The organism is Chitinophaga sp. 05T412, from assembly GCF_056396465.1.
On sequence record NZ_JBFTLN010000016.1, the window covers coordinates 349,638 to 367,479 of the forward strand.

General features: G+C 46.8%; 14 protein-coding genes. 7 read left to right on the forward strand and 7 right to left on the reverse strand.

The features are described 5' to 3' along the window. Positions 1 to 3: 3 nt before the first annotated feature. The 5 genes from mqnE to dnaE form a co-directional block, all read right to left on the reverse strand. Positions 4 to 1,185: an aminofutalosine synthase MqnE gene (gene mqnE, locus AC1DFM_RS29050; RefSeq protein ID WP_477080286.1), complete on the reverse strand. Its 1,182-nt coding sequence runs from the start codon at positions 1,183 to 1,185 to the stop codon at positions 4 to 6. Then, positions 1,182 to 3,281 (reverse strand): M43 family zinc metalloprotease, encoded by a 2,100-nt coding sequence (locus AC1DFM_RS29055; protein ID WP_477080287.1) that lies wholly within the window; start codon positions 3,279 to 3,281, stop codon positions 1,182 to 1,184. Before AC1DFM_RS29055 ends, mqnE begins: the two co-directional genes overlap by 4 nt. A 138-nt stretch (positions 3,282 to 3,419) precedes the next feature. Beyond that, on the reverse strand, positions 3,420 to 3,737 hold the full coding sequence (trxA, locus tag AC1DFM_RS29060; protein WP_477080288.1) for a thioredoxin: 318 nt from the start codon (positions 3,735 to 3,737) through the stop codon (positions 3,420 to 3,422). A 166-nt stretch (positions 3,738 to 3,903) separates the two neighbouring features. Further along, positions 3,904 to 4,221: a thioredoxin gene (gene trxA, locus AC1DFM_RS29065; RefSeq protein WP_477080289.1), complete on the reverse strand. Its 318-nt coding sequence runs from the start codon at positions 4,219 to 4,221 to the stop codon at positions 3,904 to 3,906. 108 nt (positions 4,222 to 4,329) lie between these two features. Further along, on the reverse strand, positions 4,330 to 7,974 hold the full coding sequence (dnaE, locus tag AC1DFM_RS29070; protein ID WP_477080290.1) for a DNA polymerase III subunit alpha: 3,645 nt from the start codon (positions 7,972 to 7,974) through the stop codon (positions 4,330 to 4,332). 134 nt (positions 7,975 to 8,108) lie between these two features. Between dnaE and AC1DFM_RS29075 the strand changes: the two genes are divergently transcribed. The 6 genes from AC1DFM_RS29075 to AC1DFM_RS29100 all read left to right on the forward strand — a co-directional run bounded on the left by AC1DFM_RS29075 (position 8,109) and on the right by AC1DFM_RS29100 (position 13,522). Continuing rightward, positions 8,109 to 8,777 (forward strand): C40 family peptidase, encoded by a 669-nt coding sequence (locus AC1DFM_RS29075; RefSeq protein ID WP_477080291.1) that lies wholly within the window; start codon positions 8,109 to 8,111, stop codon positions 8,775 to 8,777. Between the two features lie 136 nt (positions 8,778 to 8,913). Next, positions 8,914 to 9,807: a hypothetical protein gene (locus tag AC1DFM_RS29080; RefSeq protein ID WP_477080292.1), complete on the forward strand. Its 894-nt coding sequence runs from the start codon at positions 8,914 to 8,916 to the stop codon at positions 9,805 to 9,807. Beyond that, positions 9,800 to 10,492 carry a class I SAM-dependent methyltransferase gene (locus AC1DFM_RS29085; RefSeq protein ID WP_477080293.1) on the forward strand — a complete coding sequence of 231 codons (693 nt, stop codon included), beginning with the start codon at positions 9,800 to 9,802 and terminating at the stop codon, positions 10,490 to 10,492. The genes AC1DFM_RS29080 and AC1DFM_RS29085 overlap by 8 nt, the downstream gene beginning before the upstream one ends. A gap of 22 nt (positions 10,493 to 10,514) precedes the next feature. After that, positions 10,515 to 11,513 carry a polysaccharide deacetylase family protein gene (locus tag AC1DFM_RS29090; protein ID WP_477080294.1) on the forward strand — a complete coding sequence of 333 codons (999 nt, stop codon included), beginning with the start codon at positions 10,515 to 10,517 and terminating at the stop codon, positions 11,511 to 11,513. Positions 11,514 to 11,516: 3 nt separating this feature from the next. Beyond that, positions 11,517 to 12,758 carry a glycosyltransferase gene (locus AC1DFM_RS29095; RefSeq protein WP_477080295.1) on the forward strand — a complete coding sequence of 414 codons (1,242 nt, stop codon included), beginning with the start codon at positions 11,517 to 11,519 and terminating at the stop codon, positions 12,756 to 12,758. 8 nt (positions 12,759 to 12,766) lie between these two features. Then, on the forward strand, positions 12,767 to 13,522 hold the full coding sequence (locus AC1DFM_RS29100) for a glycosyltransferase family 2 protein (RefSeq protein ID WP_477080296.1): 756 nt from the start codon (positions 12,767 to 12,769) through the stop codon (positions 13,520 to 13,522). Positions 13,523 to 13,644: 122 nt separating this feature from the next. Here AC1DFM_RS29100 and AC1DFM_RS29105 read toward each other — a convergent pair whose 3' ends face one another. Then, positions 13,645 to 16,140: a YfhO family protein gene (locus AC1DFM_RS29105; protein ID WP_477080297.1), complete on the reverse strand. Its 2,496-nt coding sequence runs from the start codon at positions 16,138 to 16,140 to the stop codon at positions 13,645 to 13,647. 344 nt (positions 16,141 to 16,484) lie between these two features. Between AC1DFM_RS29105 and AC1DFM_RS29110 the strand changes: the two genes are divergently transcribed. Continuing rightward, positions 16,485 to 17,291 (forward strand): queuosine precursor transporter, encoded by an 807-nt coding sequence (locus tag AC1DFM_RS29110; protein WP_477080298.1) that lies wholly within the window; start codon positions 16,485 to 16,487, stop codon positions 17,289 to 17,291. A gap of 84 nt (positions 17,292 to 17,375) precedes the next feature. Here the strand turns inward: AC1DFM_RS29110 and AC1DFM_RS29115 are convergent, their stop codons facing one another. Further along, positions 17,376 to 17,828 carry an NUDIX domain-containing protein gene (locus tag AC1DFM_RS29115; protein WP_477080299.1) on the reverse strand — a complete coding sequence of 151 codons (453 nt, stop codon included), beginning with the start codon at positions 17,826 to 17,828 and terminating at the stop codon, positions 17,376 to 17,378. Between the last annotated feature and the right edge of the window lie 14 nt (positions 17,829 to 17,842).

A 17,842-nucleotide genomic window follows, 5' to 3' on the forward strand; every position in this document is an offset into this window, starting at 1 on the left:
GTACTATTTGGTCAGTAATTCTTCATCAGAAAAAACGACGTTAGTATAATCCTTTATTTCGTTGTATACGGTATCTCTTTCTACGGGTCTTCTGCCAGCCTGTTTAATCAGTTGTGCCAGTTGTGCCGTGTTCATAGATGGATTTTGTTCTTCTGCACCGGCCATAGAGTAGATCTTGGTGGTGTCATCGATGGTACCATCCAGGTCGTTTACGCCGAAAGAAAGGGTGAGTTGTGCGGTATTTCTTCCCAGCATAGGCCAGTAGGCTTTCAGGTGGGGGAAGTTATCCATGTAAAGGCGTGCAATGGCATACAGGCGCAGATCTTCCACGATAGAGCTTTCCGCGATATCAGACATGTCGTTGCCTTTATTACGGAATTTCAGCGGAATGAAGGTGTTGAAACCACCGGTTTCGTCCTGCAGGCTGCGTAAGCGTTCCATGTGGTCAATGCGGTCTGCAAAAGATTCCACGTGGCCATACAGCATGGTAGCGTTGGTGTGCATACCGCGAAGGTGAGCAGCTTTGTGAATGGCGAGCCATCCGTCGGCATCTACTTTATCATGGCATATTTTAGCGCGTACTTCCGGTGCAAATATTTCTGCGCCGCCGCCCGGCATGGATTGCAGGCCGGCTTCATTGAGTATGCGCATACCTTCGTCTACACTTACTTTGGCTTTGCGGAACATATAATCCAGTTCCACGGCGGTAAATCCTTTGATGTGCAGTTCCGGACGGTGGGCCCTGATTTGTTTGATCAGTTCCACGAAAAAGTCCAGTTGCATTTTAGGATGTACGCCACCTACAATATGTACTTCTGTAACGGGTTGGTTGTCGTATTTTTTCACGATATCCATCATCTGGTCGATGCTCAGTTCCCATCCATCTTCCCGGTTTTTATACAAGCGGGAATAGGAGCAGAAGTGGCAGGTAAATACACAGACGTTTGTTGGCTCTATGTGAAAGTTGCGGTTGAAGTAGGTCTTGTCGCCATGCATGCGCTCGCGTACATGGTTGGCTAAAGCGCCTACAAGGCCAATATCTGCTTTTTCAAATAAGACCAGCCCATCTTCGGGCGTGATTCTTTCCTCTTGAAGGATTTTCTCTGCAATGCGCTTCAGTGCTGCGTCCAGGTTGGGTTGCTGAAGGAGCGTTTGAACAGCCGGATTATCTTTTCTCGTCGTCATCTTACTTTCATTAATTTGATGGTGTTGGCCCTGTTCCTGTAAATTAATTTTACAAAATAAACACCATTTGGCTCATTTACCAAATTAAAGGTCAGCCGGTTGCCGGCGCCGATAGCAGATGCCGGCTGGCTACCCATTAGCTGCCCCTGCGTGTTGTAAATAGACACCTGCTGGAGGTCTTCCGGTACCTGGTAAAAGGTGACCCAAAAAACGCCGGTAGTAGGGTTGGGATTCACCAGTACGCCTTTTTCCCGGAGAGCAGGGTTCACTTCTTTCGTGACAATATTTATATTATCAATATAAATGTTATTCTCTGAATTTGAAATGTTTCTGAATGCTACTTGAAATTTTCCTTTATGTGCTATTGCGGTCAGATCCACAGAATCTCTACGCCATTCATTGGCCGTGGGCACAAACTCCGTTTGTATCGGTTTGGCCCTGGTAATCAGGTTCGGTCCCCATTTGGAATATAGTAGCGTACCGGTTTGGCGGCAGTCGTTCGTAGTTATGATCTGCAAGGTATCCCAGGAAATGCCGGTGGTAGCCGGATCGGAATATACCGCTGCCGCCACATCAAAAAACAGGAATACGGAATCGGCGCCTTGCGGATCTATGACTGGTGTAATAAGGTCGTCTGTCTGGTCATTGGTATTGTAACCCAGGTTACGGATCAGGGCAGACGCCTGGCTGTTTCTGCCTACATCGCGGGAACGTTCCCAGGTGAAGCTGCGGTCAKGATTATAAAGATCCCAGCCGGGTGGTGGGAAGCTATCATCTTCAAAGCCTTGCGAGAAGGGAAGCCTGGCTTCTGCATCATAACGGAAACGGATATTKGCCGTATCGTTCAGCAGGTTCCCATCGGGCTGTCCGTTGGGAGATTGCGTATAGGCTTTCAGGTTATAGGTATTGATGGCTACATCTGTACCCGGCAGCGTCACCGTTGCTTGCTGTAAGCTGCCCAGGTTGCCTGTCCACTGGTACTGGGTGAGCGCACCGCCATTCAGCTGATACCAGATAGTCACTGCTGTGAGGGGATTGATACCCCGGTTCCGCAGAATGACTACCGGCGTAATATGATTGTCGCATATTTTGCCATCCGGCGCCGTAATGCCTACCAGTGAGGCATCGTTGTTCACCAGCACCGGCGGCGTACAGCCATCGGAGCTCATGAGGCTTTCCGAGATATTTTCGAGCACAAAGCGCATCCGGTCTACCTGACCCGCCGTAAAGAGATGCATACAGGCATCATCGGTATAGTCCATGTAGTTCATGAACATGATACCGGGAAAGGTGGGAGAGCAGTTGTCCAGTTTTGGGAAAGAAGGGCATCCGTAGGTATTATCACCCTGCAGGGGCGTGTCGGCGATCCCATCATCAATGGTACAGCCGCCATTATCATCTCCCCAAATATGTTTTAAACCAAAATAATGGCCTATTTCGTGGGTAGCTGTACGGCCCAGGTTATATACCCGGCCAACGCTGCCAGTGGTTCCAAAAGCGGTGTATTGTATCACTACGCCTTCCTGTTCCAGCGGATAACCGGTGCCCGGAGGGGCGGCTACGCCCAGGTAGTTACCAGACAGGCGGGTCACCCATATATTCAGGTATTTGGAATGGTCCCAGCCATCGGTACCGCCAGTGGCGGCATATTTGGCATCGGCAGCGCCGTTGAGAATAGAAAAGCTTTGGCCCGGCGCCGTTTTCACGCGCACAATGCCATTGGTAGGCTCATCGCCCGGGGTACGTTGCGCCAGGCAAAAATGAATTTGTGTATTACCGATAATAGGCTGCCATACCGAAGGTACCTGGGAAATATCAGGATTGACGGCGTTGTAGTCGCGATTCAGCACATCAATCTGCGATTGGATTTGAGCATCCGTTACCAGGCTGGGATCATCCAATAACACATGTACTACTACGGGAATAGATACCGATGCACGAACAGCTTCTGTTCTGGCGTGCAGGCGTTGCCGTTGCTGGCCCTGCAGCATCAGGGCTTCATTTTTTTGCAGTAATTCCTGTAAACGGGGAGTTTTCTGCACCCGTTGTTGCAAGGCTTCTGCGGTGCCGCACTTACGCTGTGCTGTGGCACCCACGCAATAAAGAAAGGTAAAAAGGATAATAAAGTGATAGCGCAATAAAGTAGAATTTGCAATGAAGATACGGGAAAGAACGGGTCAAAAAAAGCGCACCGGAATAATCCGGCGCGCTCCTAAACTCAGTTTTTATAAAAATTACAGATTAGCCTGTATTTTTTTCTCCAGTACGGCTTTAGGCACAGCACCCACTTGTTTGTCCACTACCTTGCCGTCTTTTATGAAGAGGATAGCAGGAATGCTGGTGATACCATAATCGACAGCTATCTGGGGATTATGATCCACGTTCAATTTACCAATGTTTGCCTGACCTGCGTAATCTTTAGACAACTCTTCGATTACCGGAGCGATTGCGCGACATGGGCCACACCATTCTGCCCAACAGTCAACAACAGATAATTTGTCGGAGCCAAGAACTTCAGTTTGAAAGTTCGCATCAGTGAATTCTAATGACATGTACTTTGATTTTGGAGTTTTAATTAATAATTGCTTTTATTGATTACCCATATCTACAAACATCAATACAAAGTTGTTTAACATCCGGTGGCCATGAATCCCGACAAGACAAAAAAAAGCGCGCCGGAATAATCCGGCGCGCTCCTAAACTCTGTTTTTATAAAAATTACATATTGGCCTGTATTTTTTTATCCAGTACGGATTTAGGCACGGCGCCCACTTGTTTGTCCACTACCTGGCCACCTTTTACGAACAGGATAGCTGGAATGCTGGTGATACCGTAATTGATAGATAACTCTGGATTCTGATCCACGTTCACCTTACCAATGTTTACTTTACCTGCGTAATCTTTAGACAACTCTTCGATTACCGGACCGATTGCGCGACAAGGACCACACCATTCTGCCCAAAAGTCAATAACAGTTAATTTATCGGATTCAATAACTTCTTTCTGGAAGTTCGCGTCAGTGATTTCTAAAGCCATAAATTATGATTTAAAATGTTTTATTTAACGATTGTTTTGATTTTCTGAATTGTATTATCTTATTATCAAATCTTAATCCACGTGCAAATTACTGCATTTTTGGCATCATTACTTATTGATTATCTCTATATACACATCAATGTCAGGCTGCTTATGTAGAAACCCTGCCAGCTCGTCATTCATCTCAATATTCCGGTTAAAAGTGTGCAATTTAGCCTGTGTTTGATCATCCCGGTCGGTCAGGTGCACATGCAGGATGCTGTTGCCCGGAAAACGGTTTACATTGTCTACCAGGAAGTCGACGGTTTGCCGGTTGATATACTTGGGCATCGTATTCAGATAAACCTGTTTGGTATGGGTTTTCTTCACTTCCTGCAGCAATTGTATACTACTTACTTTAAACTCGTATTCGTTATCGTTGAAACGTTTGGATTTGAAGCCACCATTGATAAAGAGGCATAATCCCGGTTTCAGGTATGGCGCAAAGCGGATGAAATCTTCACTCCACAAAGCAAATTCAAATTTACCGGTATAATCCTCAATCACCATTACCCCAAACTGCCGGTTGTTACGGGAAATTCTTTCCTGTGCGCTGGTAATATATACTGCCAGGCGGAAATTACGTTCCCGGGAACGGCCGCCGGTACCGCCGGGTTGGGCGATCTCTGTTTGATACTCTACCAGCTCCTGCACCGAATTCATATGATAATGCTTCATTTCAAAGCGATAATCATCCAGTKGGTGCCCGGAGATGTAGATACCGGTGATATCTTTCTCGTTGTTTAGCTTCATGATCAGCGGCCATGGATCACAAGCCGGGATTTTTGGTGGCTCTACATCCGGGAGATCATCGGCGCCGAAGAGGCTACCAACATTGGAGGAGCCGGCAGTTACCTGCTGACCAAACTTTACGATTTTATCCAGTCCGTTGAGCGGCTCGCCCTCCGGTTTGTGGAAGTATTGTGCACGGTGTAATTCAGGGAAGCTGTCGAAAGCACCGGACATTACCAGGGCCTCCAATGATTTTTTGTTCACAGCACGCTGATTCACGCGTTTGATAAAGTCAAACACATTCTTGAAAGCACCTTCTTTTTTACGTTCTTCCAGCAGGTTTTCAATGGCTGCTTCACCTACACCTTTCAAGCCACCCAATCCGAAGCGTACCTGGCCCTGTTTGTTTACCGCAAAGCCCTTGAACGATTCATTCACATCCGGCGGTAATACGTCGATGCCCATGCGTTTGGACTCTTCCATGAAGAAGGTGATCTTTTCAATATTGCTGGCGCAGTTCAGCACCGCTGCCATATACTCAGAAGGGTAGTGGGCCTTCAGGTAAGCCGTTTGATAAGCTACAAAGGCGTAGCAGGTAGAGTGGGATTTGTTAAACGCATAGGAGGCGAATGCTTCCCAGTCGGTCCATACTTTTTCGCATACTTTAGGGTCATGGCCATTTTTGGCGCAGCCTTCCATGAATTGCGCCTTCATCTTATTCAGTACCGCGATCTGCTTTTTACCCATGGCTTTACGGAGTACATCCGCATCACCTTTGGAGAAGTTCGCCAGTTTCTGACTCAGCAACATCACCTGCTCCTGATATACGGTGATACCGTAGGTATCATTCAGGTATTCCTCCATTTCCGCGATATCGTATTGTACCGGCTCCAGCCCGTGTTTACGACGGATAAAGGAAGGGATGTACTCCAGTGGTCCCGGACGGTACAAGGCGTTCATCGCAATGAGATCGTCGAATCTATCCGGTTTCAGTTCGCGCAGGTACTTCTGCATCCCGGGCGACTCGAACTGGAACGTAGCGTTGGTTTCACCTTTTTGATAGAGGTCGTATGTTTTGGCATCATCCAGTGGAATATTGTCTATTTCAATGGTAATACCGTGGTTTTGGCGGATCAGTTCCAGCGCACCTTTGATGATGGTAAGGGTTTTCAGACCCAAAAAGTCCATCTTGATAACGCCGGCCGACTCGATAATGCTTCCTTCGAACTGTGTAACGAGGAGGTCGGAGTCTTTCGCGGTAGATACGGGGATGAGGTCGTACAGGTCTTGCGGGGCAATGATGATACCTGCCGCGTGGATACCGGTATTACGTACGGAGCCTTCGAGTACGCAGGCTTCGCGGAGTACTTCTGCCTGTAGGTCGTTCCCGGTGATCAGTTCCCGGAGTTTCTTTACGTTTTCAATATCTTCTCCGGCGAGGCCTTCCTTATCGGCGAGGCTTTTCTCCCCTTCCAGCGGGGCGTTGAAGATACGGTCCAGCTGGATGCCGGGTTTATCTGGTACCAGTTTTGCCAGCCCGTTGGAGTCTACCAGTGGCAGGTCCATTACGCGKGCAACGTCTTTGATACTCATTTTAGCGGCCATGGTACCGTAGGTGATGATTTGCGCCACCTGGTTACGGCCATATTTCTGTACTACGTAGTCAATTACTTTCTGACGGCCTTCATCATCGAAGTCCGTATCAATATCGGGCATGCTCTTACGTTCCGGGTTAAGGAAACGCTCAAACAGCAGGTTGTACTTAATGGGATCTATATTGGTGATGCCGATACAGTAGGCCACCGCAGAACCGGCGGCGGAACCACGTCCGGGACCAATAAATACACCCAGTTCACGCCCCGCTTTGATGAAGTCCGCTACGATGAGGAAGTAACCGGCAAACCCCATGTTTTCGATTACCTGTAGCTCAAAGTTGATACGTTCTTCAATATCGGCGGTCATTTCCAGGTAGCGGCTGCGGGCGCCTTCGTAGGTGATATGCCGCAGGTACTGGTCCTGGGTGATAAATTCTTTTGGAATAGGGAAGTTGGGCAGCAGGATATCTCTCTTCAGATCCAGCAGCTGTACTTTATCTACAATTTCGTTGGTATTGTCAATGGCTTGCGGAAGATCATGAAACAATTTGGTCATTTCTTCCGTCGTCTTAAAATAAAACTGGTCGTTATAAAACGCGAAGCGTCCTTTTTTCGGGCCGGCAGCATCGTCGTCAGAAAAGTCTTTGTTGGTAGGGGTGCTTTTCTTTTCGCCGGTATTGATACAAAGCAGGATGTCGTGTGCGTTGGAATCGGCCTGGTCTACATAGTGTGAATCATTGGAGGCGATTACCTTTACATTGTATTTCTCGGCAAAGCGCAGCAGCACGGCGTTTACCTGATCCTGTTCCGGAATACCGTGGCGTTGCAGTTCTACATAAAAATCATCCTGAAAAATATCCAGCCACCAGCGGAATTCTTTTTCTCCGGCTTCTTCTCCATGGCGAAGAATAATCCTGGGAACAGAAGCACCAAGGCAGCAGGTGGTAGCAATGAGTCCTTTGTGGTATTGTATTACCAGTTCTTTATCGATACGGGGATATTTACCATACAGTCCTTCCATATATCCCAGTGAACAAAGTTTGATCAGGTTACGATAACCTTCATCATCTTTTGCCAGCAACACCTGGTGGTAACGTACATCTTTTTCTTCTCTTGTAAAGGCCCGTTTATGGCGGTTCTCCACCACATAAAATTCACAGCCTACAATAGGTTTTACTTTTAATCTTTTATCTTTCGGGTCGCCCGGATTGAGTTTATTATTATATGCCTCTGCCACAAACTGAAAAGCGCCAAACATGTTACCATGGTCTGTTATGGCCAGGGCAGGCTGATTGGAAGCCATGGCTTTTTTGTACAGAGATTTGATATCGGCGGCACCATCCAGTAAGGAGAATTGGGTGTGAACGTGTAAATGGGAGAAATTCATCAGCTAATCTATTTCGTCAAGCGACAAAAGTACGGGAAAAATAGAGAACGCAGAACCTTGAAAATAAAAAGCCGTTGGAAAGGGCTGAAAGTAAATATCTTACATTATTTTAGCAAAAATTTAGCCTGCCGATTATGATCAGAGTAAAGGGACATTTATTTGTGAAGTTATCGATTTGTGCATTGTCACTTAGTTCCTGCGCTTCACTAAAGAAAAGTACGACCAGCAAGAAAACCACTACCACACCCACTACCAGCGGCAATAACAGACCAGTTGAATTTATAGATGGCATTGCCACTAACCGCCATCCCCGTAATAACTTTAACAATAAAGATATCAGCATCAGTAAAAATATTACCAGGGGCAGCGCCAACCTGGAGAATGCACAGAGCTGGCAGTTTAAATATGCACAGTTACTGGATGTTCCCGTGGAAGACGTGTTAAACCAGAAGTTGTATAGTTTTATTGAAGAATGGTGGGGAACTCCTTACCGGCTTGGAGGGAAAACCCGTTCAGGCATTGATTGTTCCGGATTTGTGAATACGCTGATGAATGCAGTATTTCAATTGGGTCTTTCCGGCAACTCTGCCGATTTGTATACGCAGATAAAAAGGATGAGTGTACGTGATTTGCGGGAAGGCGATCTGGTATTTTTCCGCATTCATAAAAAGAGAATTTCCCATGTAGGCATCTACCTGGAGAATGATAAATTTGTACACGCATCCACCAGTGCAGGCGTTATCATCAGTGATTTGAATGAGCCTTACTGGAAGCGTTATTTTGCCGGTGGCGGAAGACTGTAAGCCCGTTCTACACATTTGTTTTATTGTTAATTTTATCCGATTTTTACCGCTTTAACTTAACTACCCCGCTCTGCGGGGGCTATTTACATTTATGGAATTCGCTCCCATCGTATTATTTGTTTATAACCGGCCAGATTTGACGCTCAGTACTTTGCAGTGTCTGAGTAAAAATGAGGAAGCGAAAGAAAGTACCTTATATGTGTACTGTGATGGCGCCAAAGCAGGCGCTTCACCTGAACAGTTACAGCTGATCAGACAGGTGCGGGAAATAGTGCATAGCCAGCCATGGTGCGGTAAGGTAGTGGTTTTGGAAGCGGAGAAAAACAAAGGTCTGGCTACTTCCGTGATTGATGGGGTAACAGAAGTGATCGGTAAGCATGGTAAGATAATTGTTTTGGAAGATGACCTCACGCTGTCGCCCTTCTTCCTAAAATATATGAACGATGCACTGACCAAATACGCAGATGAAGAAAAGCTGCTGGCAGTACATGGCTATCTGTATCCATTTGAGATACCCGCCAGCTTTACCGACAGCACGTTCCTGGTACATGACCCGGGTAGCCTTGGATGGGGCACCTGGAGCCGCGCCTGGAGCAAGTTTGAGCCGGATACTGACAAGGTGATGGCGCAGATAAAAGCAAAAGGATTAAAACGGCCATTCGATTTCTGGGGAGCTTATCCATTTTACAGAATGTTGCGCCAGCATAAAAACGGTAAGGTAAGCTCCTGGGCCATTCGCTGGAGAGGCACGGCCTATCTGCATGATATGCTGACACTATACCCCGTGAAATCACTGGTGAGACATGATGGCAACGTTGCCTCGGCAACGCATCACTATAAAGAGGAAGACTGGCTGCATACGGAAGTGTATCAGTCGCCCATCCCTGTTGGCAATATTCCGGTGAAGAATAATCTGCCCATGGAAAAATTGTTTGCGAAATTCCTGCGCGCAAAAGCAGGAATGACCGTGCAGGCAAAAATTAAAAACAGGCTCAAAAAATACTGGAAAAAAATAACCGGCCATGCTTAAAATCATTCGGAATGTTATCAGAAAAATGAAGCGGGAGGTCATTTCACCGGTATCCTGGGATAATTTAAGAAAGCTGCAACCCGTGTCGCCCGCCTTTGGATGGAGCCGGGGTACGCCGGTCGACCGGCACTATATTGCTGCCTTCCTGGATGCCCATCGCGCCGATATTAATGGGCATGTGCTGGAAATTGCGGAGAGCAGCTATTCCAAACAATTTGGTGCACAGGTAAGCAGTTTTGAAGTATTGCATGTACAGGAAGGCGCCAACGTAACTATCGTCGGCGATCTGACCAATATGGCTTCATTACCTGCAGATAAAATTGATTGCTTCATTTGTACACAGACCTTTAACTTCATTTACGATTTCAAAACGGCGATTGCCGGCGCTCATCATCTGCTGAAGCCAGGAGGTATACTGCTGGCCACTTTAGCAGGTGCTACGCAGATATCCGCCTACGATCAGCAGCGCTGGGGTGATTATTGGCGTTTTACCATACAATCAGCGGAAAAAGTATTTGGTGAAGTTTTTGGGAAAGATAATATTGAGGTCATTTCTTACGGAAATGTACTCACCTGTACGGCCATTCTGCAAGGGATTTCGGCCGAAGAATTATTACCGGAAGAGCTGAACTTCCAGGACCCGGTATACCCGATTATTATTGCAGTAAGGGCGAAGAAAGCCTGATACGATTATAAAGTACTATCTGATGGGAAACGTGAGTCAAAAAGTATTTTCAGTGATGCACTATGTGGCGAACAAAGTGCAGCGGCCGGCAGTGATCTTATTGTATCACCGGGTCACTACCTTACAGCAGGACCCACAAGAGCTGTCTGTTACCCCCGCCAACTTCAATGCACAGCTCACGCACCTGGCTTCCGATTATACCGTACTGGATGCCGATCGCTTTTTATATCATGTAAAGAATAAAAAGGCATTCCCGGAAAGGTCCGTGTTCATTACGTTTGACGATGGATACGCCGACAATTACCACGAAGCGTTGCCCATACTGACGCAACGTGAGGTACCCGCGCTGTTTTATATTACCACGTCCAAGCTGAATACCAACTACGAATTGTGGTGGGACGATCTGGAACGCATCCTGCTCACCGACAGCAATCTGCCGCCGGTATTACGAATCAATATCAACGGACAGACGTGGCAATACCCGACAGACACGCTCATGGCTATACGGGAAACCTATTATGCCCTGCAGCAGGTATTACGCTTTTGCAAGCCGGATATGATTGAAGCAGCGATGGCGCAATTATATGAATGGTCCGGCAAAGATGCCAATGGACGGCCATCTCACCGCCTCATGACCTGGGACGAGCTGAAAGGCATGAACAATGCCGCCTATGCTACCATTGGCTGCCATACACACCGGCATCCTGCGGTAGGCATGTTGAGTTATGCGGAGCAGCTGCAGGAAATAGGGAAGTCGAAAGAAATACTGGAAAGTACCCTGGGTGCACCTCAGGTACATTTCTCTTATCCTTTTGGCGGCCGTAAATTTCTGGGCTCCAAACGTTACTACAATGCAGATAGTATAAAAGCCTGTAAGGAACTGGGTTTACAACTGGTAACCGCCAATTATTACGGACAAGTGCATAGCTGGAGTGATCCATATGCGTTGCCCCGTATCCTGGTGCGCGACTGGCCCATTGATGTGTTTCGCAGGCATATGCAACAGTTCTTTAAATACTAGCGGGTGAAGGTACTTTTTATCAATAAATATGAGAACAGCGGAGGTGCTGCCATTGCCGCACAACGGATAGCAGCAGGGCTTTCGGAGTATTATCATACCGAAAATCATTTTGTGGTAGGCACCCACCGGGCATCTGCCGGCGTAACGGTCAGCCGTCCGGGTATGGTACGCAACGTGATAGAAAGAGGACTGAATGTAGTCAGCAATAAGCTGGGGTTACAATATTTATATTTTCCTTTCTCTTCTCCGGCTATTATGCGTGCTGCGCGCGCTTTTCAGCCGGATATCATCAGTTTACACAATATACATGGAGGGTACTTTGACGCTACTTTGTTACCGCGTTTATCAGTGGTAGCCCCGGTAGTATGGACCCTGCATGATATGTGGGCCCTGACGGGCAACGCCGCGCATACCTTTGGCGACACTGCCTGGAAATCAGGCCGGGCCGGCAAATCAGAGCATAAGCATTCACCTGCCATGGGATTGCCTACCGGTAATTACCTGATGCGCAGAAAGCAACGTTTGTATGCAGCCAGCGACCTGCATATTGTTTCTCCTTCTGAATGGCTGTATGATATGACGCTGGAGAGTCCACTTACGAGAGAAGAACCGTTGTATCATATTCCGAATCCGATTGACACCAATTATTTCCGGCCACAGGATAGCGCCGCTTCCCGGCAGGCATTGGGCTTACCTGCAGATGCATCTGTGATTACCTTTGTATCCGAGCGTTTATTTAACAGTGAGTTTAAAGGAGGAGCGGAGTTGCTTCAGATTTTACAACGACTGGATCAACAGCTGACGCATAAAGTATACTTGCTCATGATTGGCAGGGATCGCATTCCTGGTACGTTTAAGCACCTGGAATGTGTGTACACCGGTTATGTGAAGGACACGCAAAAGATGATGCAATGCTATAGTGCCAGTGATATTTTCTTTTATCCCACTAAAGCAGACAACCTGCCCAATGTGCTGATAGAAGCCAGTAGTTGTGAAACGGCCTGTATTACGTTTGATGTAGGCGGTTGCCGGGAAATAGTAAAGCATGGAGAAACCGGCTATGTGATTGCGCCGGGTGATCAGGCAGCGTTTGCAGCGCATACCTTGTCGCTGTTGCAGGACCCTGCGCGTTGCCGGCAATTTGGCAAAGCAGCGCGGGCATACATGGAAGCGCGTTTTAGTATGCCGGTAGTAGCAAAACAGTATTACGAGTTGTTTCAATCCGTGGTAAAGGAACCACTATAATTATTTACATGAGTCAGTCAGCCAACCCGGTATTGAGCATTATCACCGTGTGTTTTAATGCGGAGAAATTTATAGAAAGCACGATTCAGAGCGTGCTGGGGCAAACCTATCCGCATATTGAATACATTATTGTGGATGGCGCTTCTAAGGATAATACGCTGGGCGTGATTGAAAAATATCGTTCGCGTATCGCCAAAGTGATATCTGAAAAAGATAAGGGCCTGTATGATGCCATGAATAAGGGCATGCAACTGGCTACGGGCGATTACCTGTTGTTTTTAAATGCAGATGATGTATTGGCAGATGCAGCCGTGGTGAGTAAAATGTTTGCCAGCTGCGCACATGCCGACGTATACTATGGAGAAGCCATGTTCATGGATGAAAATGGAGTGGATATTGGTTTGCGTTCTGAACAAACGCCGCATAAAGTGCCGGAGCAGCTTACCTGGAAAAGTCTGAAACATGGTATGGTGGTATCGCATCAGGCGTATGTGGTTCGTCGTAGTTTAAGTCCGTTGTATGATTTGCAGTATAAAATTTGTGCAGATATAGACTGGATGATCCGTACTTTAAAGGCGTCCAGGAACATTTGCCATACGCAGGTGGTGGTAGCGCGATTCAGGGTAGGTGGTGCTTCTAAGCAGCATCAGCAACTGGCGTGGAAAGAGCGGTATAAGATATTAAGTCGCTATTATGGGCATATCCCTAATTTTGCGCATCACTTGTTTATTGGATTGAGATATATTTTTTCAAAGAGATATTAGTAGAGCAGAAAGCAGAAAGCAGAAAGCAGAAAGCAAAAAGCAAAAAGCTATTGAGGCGAATGATCTAAGCGAATATTACTTCCGCTTTAATCATTCGCCTCAATAGCTTTTTGCTTTCTGCTTTATACTTTCTGCTCTTTCTTCAGGTATTGAAAGAACTCCCATCCAAATACGCTGGCTACTATCAGCAGCAACAATATGGAGGAGATGTTGGCGATTTTCAAACCGGTGAATATGGTGGTAGGTTCGAAGCGCATTTCAATTTTATGATCTCCGGCAGGAATTTTAAGACCACGCAGGGCGTAGTTGGTGCGGATGATATCGGTGGGGTTGCCATCGATAAATGCTTTCCAGCCGGCAGGGTAGTATATTTCAGAGAATACGCCGAAGCCATCCTGTGGGTTGTGCGAGGTATATTCCAGTTTATTCGGACTGTATTTAGTGAGCTTGATGCTGGCGCTGCTGTCGGCGCTGGTTTTGAAGCTACCCATCTGCGCTGCGAAGCGTTTGTCGATCACCGCAGAATCGCGGGTATTCAGGTTATCCAGCGTTTTCATCTCTGTATTGGCATCTGGCGCCCAAACGATATCTTTCACAAACCAGGCATTACCATATGCGCCGGGATTGAGTTGTGCCATCGGTTGACCGCTTTTCTGATCTGGTACAATAAAATATTTCGTGTTGAGCATGTTCAGCACGCGCATATTTTGTTTGGAGATCTGGTGGGTGATGAGGTCCTGGTAAATCCACAATTTAGCAGGGCTGTAGCCGCCGATGTTTTTGTGGAAGTAGGAAGGAGAGGCATCATCGAATGGTGCGGTGGTGACGTTAAACACGCGGTAGTATGGATCAGGGTCCTGTTTGATTTGCTGATCAGCGGCGGAAGGCTGTAATACCTGCATATAGCTCATATCATCTACGAAGCTGTCGTTGTTCAGGTAGTTTCTATCCACCTGTAGCAGGTCGATGGCTACTGCACCGGCGATGATCAGGAGGGCTGGCTGCCATTTAATTTTATCCTTGAGATAAGCCCAGATAGCACCTGCTGCGATGAGGATGAAGATAGCAGAGCGGAATGCATCTTTGATGAGCAGGCTGCTGCGATCTTTTTCCAGGGCGCGGATCAGGAGTTTACCATTTTCTTCGCCGCCCATCATCTGTGCGAAATAGCCTAGCATGCTAGCATCGCTGGCGCTGCTGAAGCCGGTGAAGAAGTAGCTGATGAGTACAAAACCGAGGAGGATACCGCCGGTAATGAGCAGGGCTTCTTTCAGTTTTTTCAGCAGTACTGCTTTGGTGAGTTTGCTGCTGATCACTTCCTGTAAGCCCCAGCATCCCAGTACTACGAAAGTGAACGATGGTAATACCAGTGCCTGTGCAGGCGCCCGGAATTTATTGTAGAGGGGGAGATGATAGAACAGGAAATCATTGATGAATGCCAGGTTCTTACCCCATGCCAGTATGAAGCCAATAATGGTCACTGCTACCAGCCACCATTTATGCCAGCTTTTCACTAACAGTAATGATAATACGAAGAGGAAGCAGATGATAGCGCCTACATATACCGGGCCGGAGGTGCCTTTGGATTGGGCGCCATAGTATACCGGTAGTTTCTGTTGTTCTACAAATTGTTCTACCTGTTGCGCAGGTACGCCCAGGCTTATCATTTGCTGCGCGAAATTGGAATTGCTGCCCAGTTTCTGTGAGGAGGAGTTACCAACGTAGCCGGGGATCAGGAAGGTACCTGATTCTGCTTTACCATAACTCCAATCGTACGCGTAATCTATATCCAGACCAGTAGATTTCTTTTGTGCGATATCGCCCTGGTCGAGGGTGAGCTCAGATTTGCTGCCACGCATGGTATAGTCGGTATACTCGCGGATCACCAACAGGCTATCCATGGAAGTAAGTACCGCCAGTGCACCGGCAATGGCCAGCAGACCGGATGCTTTTAAGAACTGTGGTATTTGCTTCTCCCGAAGGGCATGAACAAAGGCACCTACCGCCAGACAGCCTACCATGATGAGGGTATAATAAATAATCTGGAGGTGGTTATTGTAGATGAGCATGCCGGTAGCCAAAGCTGTTAATGCAGCCCCGGTGATGAGTTTACCGCGATAGGTGAGAATAATTCCCGCCAGTACAGCCGGCATCAGGGCGATGTCGAACATTTTGGTGATGTGGCCTACGTCGATGATGATCACGTTGTAGGAGCAAAACGTGAAGGCAAYGGCACCCATGACGCGTATCCAGTATTTGAAGTCCAGGATGCAGAGGAGCAGGTACATGCTCAACATGGCCATGAACAACATATTAATAGGGAAAGGTGTTTTCAGGGTCGTGATTGCGTTCATATACGCCACCCGGTTAGTACCAGGGCCGGTATAAATCACATAAGACGGCATGCCTGAAAACATGCTGTTGGTCCATAAAGGGCGTTCACCGGTTGCTTCATAAAAGTCCTTTGCCTCTTTCGCCATTCCCTCCACATTCTTCATGTCGGCCTGGTTTACAACTTTGCCTTCCAGGACGGGAGAACAATACACCACTGCCAGCAGGAGGAAGATACCTATTGCGGCGAGGTGGGGAAGAATGGCTTTTAGCCAGTTTTGCTTCATCGGATATTTTGGATTTAGTTTTAAAGAAACAAAAATAACTGTAATTTATCCGAAATTTCAATATGCGCTGGATACGGTTCCTTTTAAAATTTGCATTTATATGCAATCTGTGCTTTCTAATTAGTGAAATCCTGCGTATTACCGTATATGATCATGCGTTAGATACTATCGTGAATCATGTGCTGGTACTGGGTGTAGGGATTGCTTTTCCGTTGAATGGGCTGATATGTGTGCTGACAGGGTTACTGTTATTGTTAAAAAAAATACAATGGAAGACACTGCCTCCGTGGTTATATTTGCTCAACATTGCCATTTTTATATTTCAACTCATAGTTAATTACTAAATGATCAAGAATCTGTTAAACGACAAGCCTACCAAGCTGTTCGTTATATTCACCAGTTTTTTTGTGGCCAACGCATTGATTGCGGAATGTATTGGCGGTAAATTATTTTCGCTGGAACAGCTATTCGGTATGACGCCTCATAAATTCACCCTGTTTGGGGAGTCCGGGCTGTCCTATACATTAACCGCAGGGGTGTTATTATGGCCGTTGGAATTTGTGATGACAGATATTGTGAATGAATACTTTGGACCGAAGGCGGTGCGCCGTATTTCTTATATCGCGGTGGCATTGATTTCTTATGCGTTCATTATGTTTATGGTGGCTATCAATGTGCCGGCCGATGGCTGGTGGGTGGGTAGCAAGGCCGCCGATGGTGTTCCCAATATGCAGACCGCCTTTACCAGTATCTTCGGACAGGGTATGTGGATCATCCTTGGTAGCTTAACTGCTTTCCTGGTAAGCCAGATTGTGGATGTTACCGTGTTTCACCGTATTAAGAAACGTACGGGTGATAAGCACGTATGGTTACGGGCAACAGGTTCCACTATTGTATCGCAGCTGGTTGACAGCTTTATCGTATTATTTATTGCCTTTAAGCTGGGTAATAACTGGAGCTGGCAACGCGTGTTGGCCATTTGTATGGTGAACTACAGCTACAAATTTGTATTGGCTGTTGCACTTACGCCATTAATCTATTTATTGGAACACCGGATAGAACGTTTCCTGGGGCATGATCTGGCGAAGAAAATGAAGTTAGCGGCCATGGGGAAAGAACATCCGCATGTAGATCCGATTGTTAGTGAATAACAGAAAGCAAAAAGCCATTGAAGCGATTGACTGCTGCGAATATAATATCCGCGTTGGTCAATCGCTTCAATGGCTTTCTGCTCTTTAATATTTTTCCTTAATAATATCCGCTACTACTTTATCAATCGGTAAAGTCACCACATCGGAAGAAAACTCGCGCCAATCTATCCAGCGGGCGCGTTCTACTTCTTCTACACCTTCCGGTACTGTGAAGTCGAAAGGTTTGGTGCCTACATTGGCCGTAAAGGGAGAGGTAGGTGTTACGAGGTAATAGATGGAGATGATTTGTGTTTCATCATCAAATGCAGAGATCTGGAAGAAGTCTGTGGTGTAAATGTGTTCCACTACTTTCACATCTTGCCCCAGTTCTTCCTGCCATTCTCTTATTACACATTCGAGGGTCCCTTCTMCAAATTCGAGGCCACCACCAGGGAATTTGGTGTAATAACCTCCACGGATATACTCATCGCTGACCAGCACCTGTTGGTGTTCATTGATCATGATACCGTATACTCTTACGTTAAATCCTGTTTTCATATAGTTGTATCAGT